Source organism: Bradyrhizobium sp. 192 (genome assembly GCF_023100965.1).
Lineage (GTDB): Bacteria > Pseudomonadota > Alphaproteobacteria > Rhizobiales > Xanthobacteraceae > Bradyrhizobium > Bradyrhizobium symbiodeficiens.
The window spans coordinates 1,058,861-1,075,798 of the sequence record NZ_CP064690.1; the positions used below are offsets into that span (position 1 = coordinate 1,058,861).

General features: G+C 65.5%; 16 protein-coding genes and 1 riboswitch. Of the genes, 13 read left to right on the top strand and 3 right to left on the bottom strand.

Going from position 1 to position 16,938, the window contains the following annotated elements; translation table 11 throughout:
• Genes pstA through phoB form a run of 4 tightly spaced genes read left to right on the top strand, consistent with a single transcriptional unit; the run spans position 1 to position 3,129 of the window.
• Complete coding sequence (gene pstA, locus IVB24_RS04895; protein WP_094976357.1) at positions 1 to 852, top strand: phosphate ABC transporter permease PstA; 852 nt, start codon at positions 1 to 3, stop codon at positions 850 to 852.
• Positions 849 to 1,670 carry a phosphate ABC transporter ATP-binding protein PstB gene (pstB, locus tag IVB24_RS04900; RefSeq protein ID WP_140481525.1) on the top strand — a complete coding sequence of 274 codons (822 nt, stop codon included), beginning with the start codon at positions 849 to 851 and terminating at the stop codon, positions 1,668 to 1,670. The genes pstA and pstB overlap by 4 nt, the downstream gene beginning before the upstream one ends.
• Before the next feature lie 11 nt (positions 1,671 to 1,681).
• On the top strand, positions 1,682 to 2,398 hold the full coding sequence (gene phoU, locus IVB24_RS04905) for a phosphate signaling complex protein PhoU (RefSeq protein ID WP_094976359.1): 717 nt from the start codon (positions 1,682 to 1,684) through the stop codon (positions 2,396 to 2,398).
• A 23-nt stretch (positions 2,399 to 2,421) separates the two neighbouring features.
• A complete protein-coding gene (gene phoB / locus IVB24_RS04910; RefSeq protein ID WP_247772219.1) occupies positions 2,422 to 3,129 on the top strand; it encodes a phosphate regulon transcriptional regulator PhoB in 708 nt (235 codons plus the stop codon).
• A 267-nt stretch (positions 3,130 to 3,396) separates the two neighbouring features.
• Here the strand turns inward: phoB and IVB24_RS04915 are convergent, their stop codons facing one another.
• The gene (locus IVB24_RS04915; RefSeq protein WP_094976361.1) at positions 3,397 to 3,909 is read right to left on the bottom strand and encodes a GcrA family cell cycle regulator; all 513 of its coding nucleotides are present in this window, start codon (positions 3,907 to 3,909) and stop codon (positions 3,397 to 3,399) included.
• A gap of 454 nt (positions 3,910 to 4,363) precedes the next feature.
• Here IVB24_RS04915 and IVB24_RS04920 point away from each other — a divergent pair, with 454 nt between their 5' ends.
• The 3 genes from IVB24_RS04920 (at position 4,364) to IVB24_RS04930 (ending at position 7,699) form a co-directional block, all read left to right on the top strand.
• Entirely contained in the window at positions 4,364 to 5,572 is a 1,209-nt protein-coding gene (locus IVB24_RS04920) for an aspartate aminotransferase family protein (protein ID WP_247772220.1), read from the top strand.
• Positions 5,572 to 6,507, top strand: coding sequence for an ornithine carbamoyltransferase (gene argF / locus IVB24_RS04925; RefSeq protein ID WP_247772221.1), 936 nt, complete (start codon positions 5,572 to 5,574; stop codon positions 6,505 to 6,507). Before IVB24_RS04920 ends, argF begins: the two co-directional genes overlap by 1 nt.
• Positions 6,508 to 6,679: 172 nt before the next feature.
• Entirely contained in the window at positions 6,680 to 7,699 is a 1,020-nt protein-coding gene (locus IVB24_RS04930; RefSeq protein WP_094976364.1) for an Hsp33 family molecular chaperone, read from the top strand.
• Positions 7,700 to 8,884: 1,185 nt separating this feature from the next.
• Here the strand turns inward: IVB24_RS04930 and apaG are convergent.
• Positions 8,885 to 9,277, bottom strand: a complete 393-nt coding sequence (apaG, locus tag IVB24_RS04935; protein WP_247774283.1) for a Co2+/Mg2+ efflux protein ApaG — start codon at positions 9,275 to 9,277, stop codon at positions 8,885 to 8,887.
• Positions 9,278 to 9,490: 213 nt separating this feature from the next.
• Between apaG and IVB24_RS04940 the strand changes: the two genes are divergently transcribed.
• The 3 genes from IVB24_RS04940 to IVB24_RS04950 are packed head-to-tail and all read left to right on the top strand — an operon-like array spanning position 9,491 to position 12,576.
• The gene (locus IVB24_RS04940; RefSeq protein ID WP_166467829.1) at positions 9,491 to 10,801 is read left to right on the top strand and encodes an OpgC domain-containing protein; all 1,311 of its coding nucleotides are present in this window, start codon (positions 9,491 to 9,493) and stop codon (positions 10,799 to 10,801) included.
• On the top strand, positions 10,801 to 11,577 hold the full coding sequence (locus IVB24_RS04945; protein ID WP_247772222.1) for an SGNH/GDSL hydrolase family protein: 777 nt from the start codon (positions 10,801 to 10,803) through the stop codon (positions 11,575 to 11,577). Before IVB24_RS04940 ends, IVB24_RS04945 begins: the two co-directional genes overlap by 1 nt.
• Before the next feature lie 12 nt (positions 11,578 to 11,589).
• Complete coding sequence (locus IVB24_RS04950; RefSeq protein ID WP_247772223.1) at positions 11,590 to 12,576, top strand: SGNH/GDSL hydrolase family protein; 987 nt, start codon at positions 11,590 to 11,592, stop codon at positions 12,574 to 12,576.
• 126 nt (positions 12,577 to 12,702) lie between these two features.
• Here IVB24_RS04950 and IVB24_RS04955 read toward each other — a convergent pair whose 3' ends face one another.
• The gene (locus IVB24_RS04955) at positions 12,703 to 13,890 is read right to left on the bottom strand and encodes an O-succinylhomoserine sulfhydrylase (RefSeq protein ID WP_101635093.1); all 1,188 of its coding nucleotides are present in this window, start codon (positions 13,888 to 13,890) and stop codon (positions 12,703 to 12,705) included.
• A gap of 74 nt (positions 13,891 to 13,964) precedes the next feature.
• Positions 13,965 to 14,044, bottom strand: a riboswitch (SAM riboswitch).
• Between the two features lie 110 nt (positions 14,045 to 14,154).
• Here IVB24_RS04955 and IVB24_RS04960 point away from each other — a divergent pair.
• The 3 genes from IVB24_RS04960 (at position 14,155) to IVB24_RS04970 (ending at position 16,918) form a co-directional block, all read left to right on the top strand.
• On the top strand, positions 14,155 to 15,261 hold the full coding sequence (locus tag IVB24_RS04960) for a 2'-deoxycytidine 5'-triphosphate deaminase (protein WP_162308789.1): 1,107 nt from the start codon (positions 14,155 to 14,157) through the stop codon (positions 15,259 to 15,261).
• Between the two features lie 80 nt (positions 15,262 to 15,341).
• Entirely contained in the window at positions 15,342 to 15,758 is a 417-nt protein-coding gene (locus IVB24_RS04965; protein ID WP_247772224.1) for a PAS domain S-box protein, read from the top strand.
• A 107-nt stretch (positions 15,759 to 15,865) separates the two neighbouring features.
• Positions 15,866 to 16,918, top strand: a complete 1,053-nt coding sequence (locus IVB24_RS04970) for a hypothetical protein (protein WP_247772225.1) — start codon at positions 15,866 to 15,868, stop codon at positions 16,916 to 16,918.
• The last annotated feature ends 20 nt before the right edge of the window (positions 16,919 to 16,938 follow it).

A 16,938-nucleotide genomic window follows, 5' to 3' on the forward strand; every position in this document is an offset into this window, starting at 1 on the left:
ATGGCCCTCAATCCGATCTATTCGCGTCGTCGCCGCACCGACATCGTCATCCGCGGGCTCTGCTTCGCCGCGGCGGTCTTCGGCGTCACCTGGCTCGCGCTGATCCTGGTCACGCTGCTCTACAACGGCCTTGCCGGCCTCAATCTCGAGCTCTTCGTCGCGGATACGCCGCCTCCGGGTTCGACCGAAGGCGGCCTGCGCAACGCGATCGTCGGCTCGGTCATCATGACGGTGATCGGCGTCGGCATCGGCGCGCCGCTCGGCCTGTTCGCCGGCACCTACCTCGCCGAATACGGCCGCAACGACCGCCTGACCTCGGTGATCCGCTTCATCAACGACATCCTGCTCTCGGCGCCCTCGATCATCATCGGCCTGTTCATCTACGGCGCGGTGGTGGTGCCGATGCGTGGCTTCTCCGCGATCGCGGGCAGCCTGGCGCTCGCGGTCATCGTGATCCCGGTCGTGCTGCGCACCACCGAGGACATGCTGCTGCTGGTGCCGAATCCGCTGCGCGAGGCGGCCTCGGCGCTGGGCCTGCCGCGTTCGCTGGTGATCAAGCGGATCGCCTATCGTGCGGCCCGGTCCGGCCTCATCACCGGCGTGCTGCTCGCCACCGCCCGCGTCGCCGGCGAGACCGCGCCGCTGCTGTTCACCGCGCTGTCGAACCAGTTCTTCAGCCTCGGCCTGAACAAGACGATGGCCAACCTGCCCGTCACCATCAACAACTTCGTGCAGAGCCCCTACGCCTACTGGAAGCAGTTGGCGTGGAGCGGCGCTCTGCTCATCACCCTGACCGTGCTTGCCCTGAACATTGGCGCGCGCATCCTTGGCGCCGAGAGGACCGCAAAATGAGTGATCTTTCCGTATCGATGAGCGCGTCCGGTGGCCTGCCGCACGCGCCGGTGCTGCCCGAGGCGCCCGCCAAGGTGACGGTGCGCAACCTCAACTTCTATTACGGCGAGCACCACGCGCTGAAGAACATCAACCTGACGCTCGGCGCCAACCGCGTCACGGCGTTCATCGGGCCGTCGGGCTGCGGCAAGTCCACCCTGCTGCGCATCTTCAACCGGATGTACGACCTCTATCCGGGCCAGCGCGCCACCGGCCAGCTGATGCTGGACCAGACCAACATCCTCGACCCCAAGCTCGACCTCAATCTGCTGCGCGCCCGGGTCGGCATGGTGTTCCAGAAGCCGACGCCGTTTCCGATGACGATCTACGAGAACATCGCTTTCGGCATCCGCCTCTACGAGAAGATCTCGAAGTCCGAGATGGACGACCGCGTCGAGAAGGCGCTGCGCGGCGGCGCCCTCTGGAACGAGGTCAAGGACAAGCTCAACGCTTCCGGCCTGTCGCTCTCCGGCGGCCAGCAGCAGCGCCTGTGCATCGCCCGCACCGTCGCGGTGCGCCCCGAAGTCATCCTGTTCGACGAGCCCTGCTCGGCGCTCGACCCGATCTCGACCGCCAAGGTCGAGGAGCTGATCCAGGAACTGTCCGAGAACTACACGATCGCGATCGTCACCCACAACATGCAGCAGGCCGCGCGCGTCTCCGACAAGACCGCCTTCATGTATCTCGGCGAGCTGATCGAGTTCGACGACACCAGCAAGATCTTCACGTCGCCGACTGACCGGCGCACGCAGGATTACATCACCGGCCGGTTCGGCTGAGGAGACGCGACATGGGTACCGAACATACCGCCAAGGCCTTCGACACCGACCTCCAGGAACTCACACGCCTGGTCGCCGAGATGGGCGGCATCGCCGAGCGCATGATCGTCGATTCCGTCGATGCGCTGATCCGCCGCGACGTCGCGCTCGGCCAGCGCGTCGTCACCATCGACGCCGATCTCGACGCGCTGCAGAAGCGCATCGAGGAACGCGCGGTGCTCACCATCGCCCGCCGTCAGCCGATGGCGGTGGATTTGCGCGAGATCGTCGGCGCGATGCGCGTCGCGACCGACCTCGAGCGCATCGGCGACCTCGCCAAGAACATGGGCAAGCGCGTCGCCGCGCTCGAGACCGACTTCCATCCGCTGAAACTGTTCCGCGGCCTCGAGCACATGACCGACCTCGTGCAGCAGCAGGTCAAGTCGGTGCTGGACGCCTATGCCGCCCACGATCTTCCGGCGGCGATGGCGGTGTGGAAGGGCGACGAGGAGGTCGATGCGATCTGCACCTCGCTGTTCCGCGAGCTCCTCACCTACATGATGGAGGATCCCCGCAATATCTCGTTCTGTATCCACCTGATGTTCTGCGCCAAGAACATCGAGCGGATCGGCGACCACGCCACCAACATCGCCGAGACCGTGTTCTACATGATCGAGGGCCAGGCGATCACCGACAAGCGGCCGAAGGGCGACATGACCACCTTCGCCACGGCGATCCCGAATACCTGAAGACTTTAAGGAGCGACGACACCATGGGCGCACGCATTATGGTGGTTGAGGACGAGGAAGCTCTCACCGAGCTGCTTCGCTACAACCTCGAAGGCGACGGCTATGACGTCGAGACGGTCATGCGCGGCGACGACGCCGACACCCGCCTCAAGGAGCACGTCCCCGATTTGATCGTGCTCGACTGGATGCTGCCGGGCCTGTCGGGCATCGAGCTGTGCCGGCGCCTGCGCACCCGGCCCGACACCAAGCAGCTGCCGATCATCATGCTCACCGCGCGCGGCGAGGAGAGCGAGCGGGTGCGGGGGCTTGCGACCGGCGCCGACGATTACATCGTCAAGCCGTTCTCGGTGCCGGAGCTCCTGGCGCGCGTGAAGGGCCTGCTGCGGCGCGCCAGCCCCGAGCGGCTCGCCACCGTGCTGGCCTATGGCGACATTGAGCTCGACCGCGACAAGCGCCGCGTGGCGCGCTCGGGCCGGCCGATCGATCTCGGCCCGACCGAATATCGCCTGCTGGAGTTCTTCCTGGAGCATCCCGGCCGCGTGTTCTCGCGCGAGCAGCTGCTCGACAGCGTCTGGGGCCGCGACATCTACATCGACGAGCGCACCGTCGACGTTCATATCGGCCGCCTGCGCAAGCTGCTCAATCTCGGCCGCGAGCAGGACCCGATCCGCACCGTTCGCGGCGCCGGCTACGCGCTGGACGATCGCTTCGCGAAGGCCGAGCAGGCGTAGGGGGTTGTGGGCTGCCATTTGGCGAGTTGTAGCCGCAATCTCAGCCGTCATCCCGGGGCGCGCGCAGCGCGAGCCCGGGATCTCCGCGCGAGCGCTTGCGCTCGTCGCGATAACCACAGGACGTAGTTTGGCGAAGACTCGGAGTGACCATCTCGCGCAACAACTGCGCCCTGTGGTTATGGATCCCCGCGTTCGCGGGGATGACACCGAGATTGTTGGACCGTCGTCGCGTGACAGCGCCGTCCTTAGTCAGCTAAATCCGCAAGCTCACCGCGGCCCCGGCTTAGGTGCTGCGCGCCGGCGATCGGCCGCCGGCTGATACGCCACGCGCGAGTGCTGGGCGCAGTAGGGCAGGCCGGACAGCGCCTTGCCGCCGCAGAAGAAGAAGTCCGGGCTGGAGGGATCGCCGACCGGCCAATGGCAGGTCGCCTCGTTCAGCTCGAGCAGCGACAGCCGCTGGCTCATCGGCACCACGTTGTCGTAGGTGACCGGCTCGGCCTCCACCTCGACCTCGAAGGCCTGGGCCAGCGCGGTGTTGCCGCGCGCGATGGGGCGGGTCACCCGCATCATGTGCTGTGCGGGGCGCGCCTTGCGCGGCCGGGGCGCGGCCGATGACGGGCTCTTTGCGCGGCCGGACAGACCGAGCCTGTGCACTTTGCCGATCACGGCATTGCGGGTCACATTGCCGAGCTCAGCTGCGATCTGGCTGGCCGAAAGTCCGGCCTCCCAGAGCTTTTTCAGCTGCTCGACGCGATCATCGGACCAGGTCAAAACCGTCATTGCACCCTTTCCCTCGTCGCGCGGCTGCCGTCCTGGCGCCCATGCGGCGATTGCTAAGCTTCGAAAAACCCGTGCCGCCAGAATCCCTTAAGGCTCGCCGGGCGCGACTGACGCCCGAACGTTTACGCCGGTACATGAGGACTCTTGAGATCAGAACCGCTGCACGAGATGTCGTATCTGACAATCCAAACGCTACAATATGGCGTGACTCCCGCGCAAGAGTCCGCCGACTCGCTTCCACATGTTCCGTGGTGAAATCCCGCAAAATCGGCACCGCAAGACTACGGATTCTGCGTTTCCCGAGGCTTTCCGGGCGGCATTGACACCCGTCTTGCCAGGCATAAGATAGTCCCGCGTGCCGCCCTTAAAAGGCGGCACGTTTCGTTTTCCGGGCCGGTGGATGGTGCGTTGCGCAATGCACGCGTCACATCGTCCGCAACATTCAAGTGACATCATGACGAACAGCGCAGCGCCGCATTTGCTCCCCGTTTTCGCGAGAGCCGACCTCGGCTTCGAGCGCGGTGAAGGCTGCTGGCTGATCGCGACCAATGGCGATCGCTATCTCGATTTCACCTCGGGCGTGGCCGTGAATGCGCTCGGCCATTGCCATCCGCATCTTATCAAGGCGCTGCAGGAGCAGGCGACGAAGCTCTGGCACATGTCGAACCTGTTCCAGAGCCCGGATGGCGAGAAGCTCGCCAACCGGCTCTGCCAGGAGAGCTTTGCGGACTTCGTGTTCTTCGGCAATTCGGGGGCCGAAGCGCTGGAGGGCGTGATCAAGCTGGTGCGCCACCATCACTTCTCCAAGGGACATCCGGAGCGCTATCGCATCATCACTTTCGAAGGCGCCTTCCACGGCCGCACGCTGGCGACGCTGGCTGCGACCGGCTCGGCAAAATATCTCGAAGGCTTCGGTCCGCCGATGGAAGGCTTCGACCAGGTGCCGCATGGCGACATCGAGGCCGTCAAGAAGGCGATCGGTCCGCACACCGCCGGCATCCTGATCGAGCCGATCCAGGGCGAGGGCGGCGTGCGCTCGGCAACGCCTGGCTTCCTCAAGGCGCTGCGCCAGCTTTGCGACGAGAAGGGCCTGCTGCTCGCCTTCGACGAGGTGCAGACCGGCATGGGCCGCAGCGGCGATCTGTTCGCCTATCGGCGCACTGGCGTCACGCCGGACGTGATGTCGCTGGCCAAGGCGCTCGGCGGCGGCTTCCCGATCGGGGCCATTCTGGCGACCGCGGATGCGGCCGCCGGCATGGGGCCCGGCTCGCACGGCTCGACCTTCGGCGGCAATCCGCTGGCGATCTCCGCGGCCAACGCCGTGCTCGACGTCATGCTCGCGCCCGGCTTTTTCGACCACGTGCAGAGAATGTCGCTGCTGCTGAAGCAGAAGCTTGCCTCCGTGATCGACCGCTATCCCGACATCGTCAGCGAGGTGCGCGGCGAGGGCCTGCTGATCGGCATCAAGGCCGTGGTGCCCTCCGGCGATCTCGTCGCGGCGCTGCGTCATGAAAAGCTGCTCACCGTCGGGGCCGGCGACAATGTCGTGCGTTTCCTGCCGCCGCTGATCGTGACCGAAGCCGAGATCGAGGACAGCATCGGGCGGCTGGAGCGCGCCTGTTCCGCGATCTCGTCCAGCCAGACCAAGCGGGCGGCAAGCTGATGAGCAAGTCCCCCAACAAAACTCCGAAGCATTTCCTCGATATCAACGAGCTGCCGCTGTCGGAGCTCAAGCGCATGCTTGCGGCGTCCTCCGCCATGAAGGCGAAGCAGAAGGCGCATCAGCCGGTCAGGCCGCTCGAAGGCAAGACGCTGGCGATGATCTTCGAGCGCCCGTCGACCCGGACACGCGTGTCGTTCGACGTCGCCATGCGCCAGCTCGGCGGCGAGCCCATCATGCTCACCGGTGCCGAGATGCAGCTCGGCCGCGGCGAGACCATCGCCGACACCGCGCGCGTGCTGTCGCGCTATGTCGACGCCATCATGATCCGCATCCTCAATCACGACGCGCTGCTGGAGCTTGCGGCCAACGCCACCGTGCCTGTCATCAACGGCCTGACGCGGCGTTCGCACCCCTGCCAGGTGATGGCCGACCTCATGACCTATGAGGAGCATCGCGGCCCGATCGAGGGCAAGACGGTGGCCTGGACCGGCGACGACAACAACGTGCTGGCGTCCTGGGCGCATGCCGCCGAGCGCTTCAAGTTTCAGCTCAATGTCGCAACGCCGCCGGAACTCGCGCCGAAAAAGGCGATGCGCGACTTCATCAAGGCGACCGGCGCGCCGATCATGCTCGGCACCGATCCGGAGGCCGCCGTGCGCGGCGCCGACTGTGTCGTCACCGACACCTGGGTGTCGATGGGCGACAAGGAAGGCGAGCACCGCCACAACGTGCTCAAGCCCTATCAGGTCAACGGCAAGCTGATGTCGCTGGCCAAGCCCGACGCGCTGTTCATGCATTGCCTGCCCGCCCATCGCGGCGAGGAGGTCACCGATGACGTGATCGACGGTCCGCAATCGGTCGTGTTCGACGAGGCCGAAAACCGCCTGCACGCGCAGAAGGGCATTCTGGCCTGGTGCTTCGACGCGGTGAAGTAGCCCTTGATTGTAGCCCGGATGGAGCCCAGCGAAATCCGGGGCCGACGATGCGTCACGCGAATACCCCGGATTACGCGACGCTCCATCCGGGCTACGCAGCCCGTTGCTCCGGCGACGATTGAACGGGCGCGCGCCTCTTCCATTTTTGTCCACCGACCCCAGATAACGCCCCATGGTTTCCCAATCCCCCGAGATGAAAGCAGGCCCTGAAGGCCCGGTTCGCGCGCCATCAGCGGTTCCGATCGATGACGCCGTGTTGCCCTACGAGGTCGACGCGCTCGACGTGCGCGGGCGCCTGGTGCGGCTTGGCCCAGCGCTCGACGAGATCCTGACCAAGCACGATTATCCCGCGCCGGTCGGCAAGTTGCTCGGCGAGGCGATCGTGCTGACGACGCTGCTCGGCTCTGCGCTGAAATTCGAGGGACGCTTCATCCTGCAGGCGCAGACCGACGGTCCGGTGTCGTTCCTGGTGGTGGACTATCAGGCGCCCGATCGCCTGCGCGCCTATGCGCGCTTCGACGCCGCGCGCCTCGGCGATGCCCAAAAATCCGGAATGGATTCCGGCGCGCTGCTCGGTCACGGTCATCTCGCCATGACCATCGACCAGGGCCCCGACATGAGCCGCTACCAGGGCTTGGTTGCGCTCGACGGCGGCAGCCTGGAAGACGCCGCCCACGAATATTTCCTGCGCTCCGAGCAGATCCCGACCAAGGTGCGTCTCGCGGTCGGTGAGGAGTGGCGCTCGAACGACGGCGGCAAGCATCGCTGGCGCGCCGGCGGCATGCTGATGCAATTCTTGCCGAAGGCGCCGGAGCGCGCGCGGCAGGCCGATCTGCATCCCGGCGATGCCCCCGATGGCGTCGAGGTGCACAGCGTCGCGGAAGACGATGCCTGGGTCGAGGCGCGCTCGTTGATCGAGACCGTCGAGGACGTCGAGCTGATCGATCCCGAGCTCTCCGGCGAGCGGCTGCTGTTCCGCCTGTTCCACGAGCGCGGCGTGCGCGTGTTCAATCCGATGGTCCTCAAGGCGCAGTGCTCCTGCTCGCGCGATGCGGTCGCCTCGATGCTGAAGAGCTTCTCGCCCGACGACCGCGCGGCAATGGTGAAGGACGACAAGGTCGTCGTCACCTGCGAGTTCTGCAGCTCGGTGTACGATTTCACGCCGGCCGAGGCGGGCGTCGAGGACGCGTAGCGAGCGAGGCCGTAGCCCGGGTGAGCGCAGCGATACCCGGGACGTCACTCGCAGAGATCCCAGATGTCGCGGAGCCTGTCATCGGGCGGCGCTTCGCGCCGACCCGCTGGGAAAGCCGGGCCCGCGCCCGCCGCGCGGGGTAGCAGAGTTCGCAGTGCGCGTAGTCCCGTAGCCCGGATGAGCGAAGCGACATCCGGGGCCTCCGTGCCGGCTGCACCGCTCCCGGGTATCGCTCCGCTCACCCGGGCTACGGCACCGCGCCTGTGTCGCCCTCTGTCAATCCACGCACGCAAAAATATTCCACTTTACCGAAATTCGGTTTCGGCGTATGTGTCGCCCATCCCGGCTCACCCAAGAGGGGCGACTTGTCGTCGTCATGTTCGCGAGCCGGGCTTGCGGTGGACGCGGCAGCGTCGGCATGAGAGGTGCGGGCAGGGCGGGTAGTCCCTGTGAGCCCGTAACCGCGTGCGGACGACGGCGCTGCTAGGCTTCGTCTCGCTCGTAAGTTTCCGGCTCTGTCGACGGAGCTAGGGAATACTGCGGCGACATGGCGGGCCGTGCGTACGGCAAAACCGTGTGGTCCTGGCCGTCGTTGCCACGGTCAAGTCTTTCGCGAAGGTGCGAGCGAGCCCAACCGGGCAGACTGCATCGTTTAAATTCGCGGGGCGAGGGAGGCCAAAAGGAATGGTCGGCTCCCGGGAGATCACGGCATAAGCCGTCCAGCCATCGCGCAGGGAAGGCCGAGTGATCGGCGACACCTGTATGCTGCTGTGCGGTTCTTTTTGCGCGTGCATTTCGCGCAGCGGACCGCGGGTGCCAGCCGGCACCCGGCCTTCCCTGTGCCCTCTTGGATCAGAGGGTGGCGAGACGAAACAAAGCTCGGGCGAAACGCGCCGCGAGAACGCAAAGGCGCGTCTGCAAGCCGAGCTGCCTGCCACAAGCCGGATCTCGGAGGGTGGCCAAAGCGCAGCGTGCCCACGCTTTGTTGCTCATGGAGGGAGATGGTGGGCACGGCGCTGGCGCCTTTGCCCACCCTACGGCACTGCCGCTGGGATGTGCAGGGAAGCATCCCAATGACGACTTGGAGAGAGTTGCGCTACACTCCGCTCTCTTGCCCCATCCATCCGCATCGTGCCGTGTCGCGCTGGGTCCCGGTTCTGCGCCGGGACACGAGCGTGCAGCCCGCTAATTCAACACCCGCTTGTTATCCGGACTGTCCAGCGAGAACGCCGGCACGTCGATCTCGAAGCGCGCGCCGCTTTCGGTGACCATCTGGTAGCGGCCGGTCATGAAGCCGGAGGCGGTCGAGAGCGGGACGCCCGAGGTGTATTCGAAGCGCTCGCCGGGGGCGAGCGTCGGCTGCTCGCCGACCACGCCTTCGCCCCTGACCTCCTGCTGGCGGCCGGAGGCGTCGGTGATGATCCAGTGCCGCGTCTTGAGCTGCACGGTCTCCTCGCCCGAATTCGTGATGACGATGGTGTAGGACCAGAAATAGCGGGAACGGTCGACCGAGGACTGTTCCGGAACAAAGTTCGGCTCGACGGTTACTTCAATCTGGCGGGTCACGGCGCGGTACATGGCTGCTACCATACCGAAATCCGGCTCCGGAACCAAACCCTCGAGGCGGCTTTGGCGACATCGTCCCGCCAGAATTCGAAGGGAAGGACACCCCGAGGGAAATACCCCCGGAGGGGTCGAGCCCTCCTGTGACCCGGCCGCTTTGCGAGACGACGATCGGACCGGTACACTCCTCGAGACGTCGCGATTTGCCGAAGGGTATTTGGCCCCCCGATGATCATTGCCGACCAAGTGACGGGATCGACGACCGCGGGAACCGCCAAGCCTGCTGACGTCAGGCCTGCTGACGTCAAGCCTGCGGACAGCGTGGCTGCTGACGTCAAGCCCGCGCGGGCGAAGCCGCGCGCGAGGGCGCCGGCCATCACGCTGCCCGCCATCGGCGAGCGCGAGCTCCGGCTCGACCTGTTCCGCGGGCTGGCGCTGTGGCTGATCTTCATCGACCATCTGCCGCCGAGCCTGCTGACCTGGTTCACCATCCGCAATTACGGCTTCAGCGACGCCACCGAGATCTTCATCTTCATCTCCGGCTACACCGCCGCCTTCGTCTACGGGAGGGCGATGCTGGAGAGCGGCGTCGTCATCGCCACCGCGCGCATCCTGCGCCGGGTCTGGCAGATCTACGTCGCCCACGTCTTCCTGTTCACGATCTTCCTCGCCGAGATCTCCTACGTCGCGACCCGCTTCGAGAACCCGCTCTACACCGAAGAGATGGGGATCATGGATTTCCTCAAGCAGCCCGACGTCACCATCGTGCAGGCGCTGCTGCTGCGTTTCCGCCCCGTGAACATGGACGTGCTGCCGCTCTACATCGTGCTGATGCTGGCGCTGCCGCTGATCCTGTGGTCGATGAAATGGCGACCGGACGTCACGCTCGGCCTCTCGGTCGTGCTCTACGCGGTGACCTGGGAATACGATCTCTATTTGTCGGCCTATCCGAACGGCTTCTGGGCCTTCAATCCCTTCGCCTGGCAATTGCTGTTCGTGTTCGGGGCATGGTGCGCGCTCGGAGGTGCCCGTCGCATGTCGCGTATCCTGGCTTCGCCGGTGACGATGTGGATCGCGATCGCCTATCTCGTCGCGGCGTTCTACGTGACGCTGACCTGGTACGTGCCGCAGCTCTCCCAGTTCATGCCGAAGCGGGTCGAGCAATGGATGTATCCGATCGACAAGACCGACCTCGACGTGTTGCGCTTCACGCATTTCCTGGCGCTGGCCGCGCTCACCGTGCGCTTCCTGCCCCGGGACTGGCCGGGCTTGAAATCGCGCTGGCTGCGCCCATTGATTCTATGTGGCCAGCATTCCCTGGAGATATTCTGCCTCGGCGTCTTCCTGGCCTTCGCCGGCCATTTCATTCTCGCCGAAGTCTCCGGTGGGGCAGCCGTGCATGCGCTGATTAGTCTCTCCGGGGTCCTGATCATGTGGGGCGTGGCCTGGGTGATTTCGTGGTACAAGCGCGTGGCTGACAAGAGCGGTGCGAAAACCAAGAACGCCGTCGGCAGCGCCGATCTGGCGGGAGGGGGCTGATGAAGGCGAAGGTTCTCCTGAGCCTGGTCCTGCTATGCGGTAGCCTCGCCGCGCCTGTGGCGCGCGCGGGGGATGCCGCTGCGCCTGCCGCTGCGCCCGCGGCGTGCGAGGTGCCGTCCTATCTACTCAACAGCGAAAGCCAGCTTCCCAAGGTCGCCGAAGCCGTCAAGGCCGGTAAGCCACTCGAGATTTTGGTCATCGGCAGCCGCTCGACCACGATTCCGGCGTCGGAGAGCAGCTCCTATCCGGCACGCATGGAGGCGATCCTGAAGGAAAAGCTGCCGCCGTCGGAGGCGGTGCACGTCTCCGTAGAAATACAGAGCAAGAGGACGGCAGAGGAGGCCGCCTCGAACTTCGTTAAGCTGATGGAAGCAAAAACGCCTACTTTGGTGGTCTGGCAGACCGGGACCGTGGATGCCATCCGATCCATCGATCCCGACGAGTTTCGCAGCGCCGTCACCGACGGGGTTATTGCGCTGCAAAAGGCAGGGGCCGACGTCGTTCTGATGAATTTACAGTACAGCCCACGTACCGAGACGATGATCTCGGCCCAGCCATTCCTCGATAATATGCGCGTGGTGGCGCAGGAGCACGACATCCCGCTGTTTGATCGTTTCGCGATCATGCGGCAGTGGAATGAGCAGGGTCAGTTCGACCTGTTCAGCCCGTCCCGCGGGCCCGAGCTGGCGAAACAGGTCCATGATTGCCTCGGCCGGGCGTTGGCACAGTTCGTGATCGACGCTGCCCATCTGGAGCCGGCCCAGCAGCAAAATTGAGGTCTAGCGTTAATGAGTTCTCTCCGCCCTTTTTGCCTGACGTTACGGCTGGTCGCGCCTGCAGCCGCAGTGCTGTTGTTGCTGACGCCGGCCTCGCATGCGCAGACCCAGGCCGCGCAGGCGACGCCCGCACCGGCGCAGTCGTCTGATCCCGTGCCCGCTTCACCCTCCCAGACCACCGTTGCCGCAAGGTCACCCGAGCAGCGCGGCGTCACCTCACGCGCTATCGACAAAGTGAAAGAGGTCGCGAAGTCCGCCGCCGATATTTTCAGCCGCGTGCCATGCCTGCCGCCGAAGGGGGGTACGAAGGCGATGGGCTCGCTGCCGCATGTCGCGGGCAAGCTCGTCGCCGGCAAGCCCGTCGTCATCGTCGCGTTCGGCTCGTCGTCGACCGCGGGCTTCGGTGCGACCTCACCGGAGTTCAATTATCCGAACCGTCTTGCCGCACAGTTGCGCCGGCAATATCCGACCGCCGACATCACCGTCGTCAATGCCGGCGTCGGTGGCGAGGACGCGCCCGAGATGATGAAGCGCCTCCAGAGGGAGGTGATCGACGTGCACCCGGATCTCGTGATCTGGCAGGTCGGCACCAACGCCGTACTGCGCAATCTCGATCCCGGCGAGACCGCAAAGCTGGTCGAGGAGGGCATCGGCCGCATCCAGGCCGCCGGCGACGCCGACATCGTGCTGGTCGATCCGCAATATTCGCCAGCCGTCAACCAGCGCGCCGAAAGCGCCGGCAGGATGGTGAAGCTGCTCGGCAAGGTCGCCGAGCTCCGTCACGTCGGCATCTTCCCGCGCTTCGAGGTGATGCGCGAGTGGCACGAGAAGCAGGCCATTCCGGTCGAGGGCTTCGTCATCGCCGACGGCCTGCACATGAACGATTGGGGCTACGCCTGTTTCGCCCAGCTGCTCGGCGACGACATCATCCGCTCCGTCGGCCAGATCAAGCTGGGCGTGAACGTGCCGGCCGACGTGCGGACGTATCGGCCGATGTAAGACGGTGCCGCAGGGTGGGCAAAGGCGCGCCCTTCGCGCGCCGTGCCCACGATCTCGTCATTGTCATCGAGAATGGTGGGCACGGCGCAAGCGCGCCTTTGCCCACCCTACGAGACCTTCACCCCCTCACGCCTTCTCCAGCGCCGCGGTCAGATCCTCGATCAGATCATCGGCATGCTCCAGCCCCGCCGAGAAGCGAATGAAGCCTTCGCTGATGCCGAGCGCGGCGCGGTCCTCCGGCTTCAGGCGCTGATGCGTCGTGGTCGCCGGATGGGTGACGAGGCTCTTGGCGTCGCCGAGATTGTTCGAGATCTTCGCCAGCTTCAATTCATTGAGCACGCGGAACGCCGCCTGCTTGCCGCCCTTGACCTCGAAGCCGACCAGCGTCGAGCCGCCGCGCATCTGCTTCTTCACCAAGGCTGCCTGCGGATGATCGGCGCGGCCCGGGAAGACCAGCCGCGAGATCTTCGGATGGCTCGCCAGCACGTCGGCGATGCGCGCGGCAGTCTCGGTCTGCGCGCGCACGCGCACGCCCAGGGTCTCCAGGCCCTTGAGCAGGACCCAGGCGTTGAACGGCGAGATCGACGGGCCGGTCTGGCGCATGAAGTTGTGGATGTGCTCGGCGATGAAGGCCTCGGACGACAGGATGATGCCGCCGAGGCAGCGACCCTGGCCGTCGATATGCTTGGTCGCGGAATAGACCACGACGTCGGCGCCGAGCGCGAGCGGGCTCTGCCAGATCGGCGTCGCGAACACGTTGTCGACGACGAGCCGCGCGCCGGCCTTGTGCGCGATCTCGGCGATGGCAGGAATATCCAGCACGTCGAGCGTCGGGTTGGTGGGGCTCTCCAGGAAGAACGTCTTGGTGTTGGGCTTCACCGCGCGTTGCCATTCGTCGAGATTGGCTCCGTCGACCAGCGTGGTCTCGATGCCGTAACGCGGCAGCAGGTCCTGCACGACGTAGAGGCACGAGCCGAACAGCGCACGGGAGGCGACCAGATGATCGCCCGCCTTGAGCGGCGCCAGGATCGCGGTCGTCACCGCGGCCATGCCTGTTGCCGCCGAGCGGGCGGCCTCGGCGCCTTCGAGCTCGATCATGCGGCGCTCGAACATCGCGATGGTGGGATTGGAATAGCGCGAATAGATGAAGCCCGGATCCTCGCCCTTGAACCGCGCTTCGCATTGCTCGGCGGTGTCGTAGACATAGCCCTGGGTCAGGAACAGCGCCTCCGACGTCTCGCCAAATTGCGAGCGCAGGGTGCCGGAATGGACCAGGCGGGTTTCGGGACGGTAGTTGGTGGTCGACTTCGACATAGGTACCTCCGACATGACCGTCTCGTCGAAAACGGTCACAAAAAAACCGGCCTGGATATATCCACGGGCCGGGATCACAGAGGTCCCCGGCCTGTTTAGCGACTTATTTAACGTGGCTGCAAGCCGGCCGGCTCAAATCACCACGGGATAAGTGATGCTCATATTCCGCAATGCCCTTTCCGTCAAGGCGTCCATCGGATAGCCGTAAAAGACTTGTATTTCCGGCATGTCCGGATGCATCTGACCCCCGATGAGGACCCCCGGTTGACGTTCACGGTCGCGCCCGACGCCAATGGTATCCTGCCCGACCGCATGATCGCGGCGATGGCGGCGGCAGGCCTCATCCTGCCCGCCTATGATTTCGTCGAGAGCCAGATCCAGCCGGCGAGCCTCGATCTGCGTCTCGGCGACATCGCCTATCGCGTCCGCGCCAGCTTCCTGCCCGGTCCCGGTGCCACCGTCGCCGAGCGGATCGACGAATTGAAGCTGCACGAATTCAGCCTCGCCGACGGCGCCGTGCTTGAAACCAACTGCGTCTACATCGTGCCGCTGCTGGAGAGCCTCGCGCTGCCGCCTGAGATCGTCGCGGCCGCGAACCCGAAGAGCTCCACCGGCCGGCTCGACGTCTTCACCCGCGTGATCGCCGACGGCACCCGCCGCTTCGACATGATCGGCGCCGGCTATCACGGCCCGCTCTATGCCGAGATCAGCCCGAAGACGTTTCCGGTGCTGGTCAGCGAGGGCTCGCGTCTGAGCCAGGTGCGCTTCCGCACCGGCGACGCCATCCTCAACCCCGACGAGCTCGATGCCTTGCACGCCGCCGAGCGCCTCGTCGACGTCGACGATGCCGATCTCTCCGGCGGCGTCGCCGTCTCCGTCGATCTCTCCGGCGAAAGGGCAAACGGCTTCGTCGGCTACCGCGCCAAGCGCCACACCGGCGTCGTCGACGTCGATCGTCGCGCCGGGTATTCCGTCGAGGACTTCTGGGAGCCGATCTCGGCCCGTCCCGACGGCAGCCTGATCCTCGATCCCGGCGAGTTCTACATCCTGGCCTCGAAGGAAGCCGTGCAGGTGCCGCCCGACTACGCGGCGGAGATGGTGCCGTTCGATCCGCTGGTCGGCGAATTCCGCGTGCACTATGCCGGATTCTTTGATCCCGGCTTCGGCTATGCGGGTGCGGGCGGATTGGGATCGCGCGCCGTGCTGGAGGTACGTTCGCGCGAAGTGCCGTTCATCCTCGAGCACGGCCAGATCGTCGGCCGCCTCGTCTACGAGAAGATGCTGGCCCGTCCCGACGCGATGTACGGCCAGCGCATCGGCTCCAACTACCAGGCCCAGGGCCTCAAACTATCGAAGCATTTCCGGGTGTAGCGCGATCCTGTAGCCCGGAGGAGCCATCGGGCGGCGCTCCGCGCCGACCCGGTGGCTCCTCCGGGCTACAAGGTGGTGACATGACCAACCCATCCGAACTCGACGCAAAGATCGCCGAAGACGTCGCGGATGCGCTGATCTATTCGGATCGCTCCGGCACGATCATGCGGTGGAATCGTGCAGCGGCAGCTCTGTTCGGCTTCTCGGCCACGGAGGCGCTCGGCCAGAATCTCGATTTGATCATTCCCGAGCATCTGCGTGCCGCGCACTGGAAGGGCTTTGAAGCTGCGCTGGCCAGCGGCGCGATGAGGCTCGCGGGCAGGCCGACGCTGACCCGTGCGCAGCACAAGAGCGGACGCAAGCTCTACATCGAGATGACATTCGCACTGGTGCGGGATTCCGGCGGCGACGTGCTGGGATCGGTGGCGATGGCGCGTGACGTCACCGAACGGGTCGAGCGAGAGCGCGCAGCCAAGGCGCCGCCGCAAACTTCGTGATGCGGAATTGGCGGGCGGCCGCGCAGGGCGCTCTGCACGGGCGTCATGTTGCTTGCCGGAAGGCGCGGTGACACACTCGATCGCAACAACGATCGGGAGCGAAACCAATGACCGACGCAGCTGACGCCGCGCAGGAAGCCCAATGGAAGCGCTGGCGCGCGGTCGCCGATCTCTATCACGCTTACTTCACGGGCCTCATCCTCACCGTCGTCACGCGGCGCGGCACCGCGGACGCCGCGGAGTTCGTCTTCCGCGTGTTCCGCCGTCAGCAGCAGGAGCGCTTCCTGCCGGGCTTGCGGAAGCTCGGGATCGATCATCTGCCGCCGGCGGTGGCGGCCGCGCAATATCACTATCTCTCCAACTGGATCGGCGGCGTGCATGTCGAATACATGTATGAAAGCGACGCCAAGGCCTGGATCCGCTATCCGCCGCCGCGCTGGATCTGGAAAGGCACCGCGATCTGCGGCGTACCGGGCGAGGTGAGCCGCGCGATGCTGCGCGGATGGCACGCCAATAACGGCGTCGCGCTCGGCGATCTCAGGCTCGGCTTCGTTTGCACCAAGCAGAGCGTCGACGGCCAGGACGGATTGGAAGGCTATTATTGCCAATACGACCATCCGCTCGAGCCGGACCAGCGGCTCGTGTTCGCGCGCCACCTCGAAGCGCCGCTGTTCGATGCCAGGGCTGCGCCGGCGTTGCCGGTCGCGAGCTGGCCGAAGCCGCGCCTGGAAAAAGCCTATCGCAACTACGCGATGGAATATGTCCGCACCGCCGCGCCCGTCATGGTGCAGCTGTTCGGACCGGAGGATGCGAGCTATCTCCTGCACCTCACCGGCAAGCTGATCGGCATGCAATATTTCGACGAAGTGGCCGCCCCACTGGCGATGAGCCGCGGAGGCGCAAATGAATTCGCCGCGTTCCTGAATGCGCTGTTCGCCGCGCAGGATGACGTCGCCGAGACGACGCAATCCGAAGGCACGTTCGAACTCCGCCAGCAGAGCTGGAAGCTGATGGACGACGTCGCCGACTATCATCCAGCTTGCGCCAGGGTGCTGGAGGGATTGTTCGAAGGCCTGGCTGCGGGATGCGGGCGGCACATCGGCGTGCATATGCGCTCGACCACAGGAGGGTGGCCGCCGCTGGTCTGGACGATCGGGTAAATTCATCCCATCGAAATGCG

Coding starts and splice junctions, on each gene's coding strand:
- pstA (WP_094976357.1), top strand. CDS start 1: ATGGCCCTCAATCCGATCTATTCGCGTCGTCGCCGCACCGACATCGTC.
- pstB (WP_140481525.1), top strand. CDS start 849: ATGAGTGATCTTTCCGTATCGATGAGCGCGTCCGGTGGCCTGCCGCAC.
- phoU (WP_094976359.1), top strand. CDS start 1,682: ATGGGTACCGAACATACCGCCAAGGCCTTCGACACCGACCTCCAGGAA.
- phoB (WP_247772219.1), top strand. CDS start 2,422: ATGGGCGCACGCATTATGGTGGTTGAGGACGAGGAAGCTCTCACCGAG.
- IVB24_RS04915 (WP_094976361.1), bottom strand. CDS start 3,909: ATGACGGTTTTGACCTGGTCCGATGATCGCGTCGAGCAGCTGAAAAAG.
- IVB24_RS04920 (WP_247772220.1), top strand. CDS start 4,364: ATGACGAACAGCGCAGCGCCGCATTTGCTCCCCGTTTTCGCGAGAGCC.
- argF (WP_247772221.1), top strand. CDS start 5,572: ATGAGCAAGTCCCCCAACAAAACTCCGAAGCATTTCCTCGATATCAAC.
- IVB24_RS04930 (WP_094976364.1), top strand. CDS start 6,680: ATGGTTTCCCAATCCCCCGAGATGAAAGCAGGCCCTGAAGGCCCGGTT.
- apaG (WP_247774283.1), bottom strand. CDS start 9,277: ATGTACCGCGCCGTGACCCGCCAGATTGAAGTAACCGTCGAGCCGAAC.
- IVB24_RS04940 (WP_166467829.1), top strand. CDS start 9,491: ATGATCATTGCCGACCAAGTGACGGGATCGACGACCGCGGGAACCGCC.
- IVB24_RS04945 (WP_247772222.1), top strand. CDS start 10,801: ATGAAGGCGAAGGTTCTCCTGAGCCTGGTCCTGCTATGCGGTAGCCTC.
- IVB24_RS04950 (WP_247772223.1), top strand. CDS start 11,590: ATGAGTTCTCTCCGCCCTTTTTGCCTGACGTTACGGCTGGTCGCGCCT.
- IVB24_RS04955 (WP_101635093.1), bottom strand. CDS start 13,890: ATGTCGAAGTCGACCACCAACTACCGTCCCGAAACCCGCCTGGTCCAT.
- IVB24_RS04965 (WP_247772224.1), top strand. CDS start 15,342: ATGACCAACCCATCCGAACTCGACGCAAAGATCGCCGAAGACGTCGCG.
- IVB24_RS04970 (WP_247772225.1), top strand. CDS start 15,866: ATGACCGACGCAGCTGACGCCGCGCAGGAAGCCCAATGGAAGCGCTGG.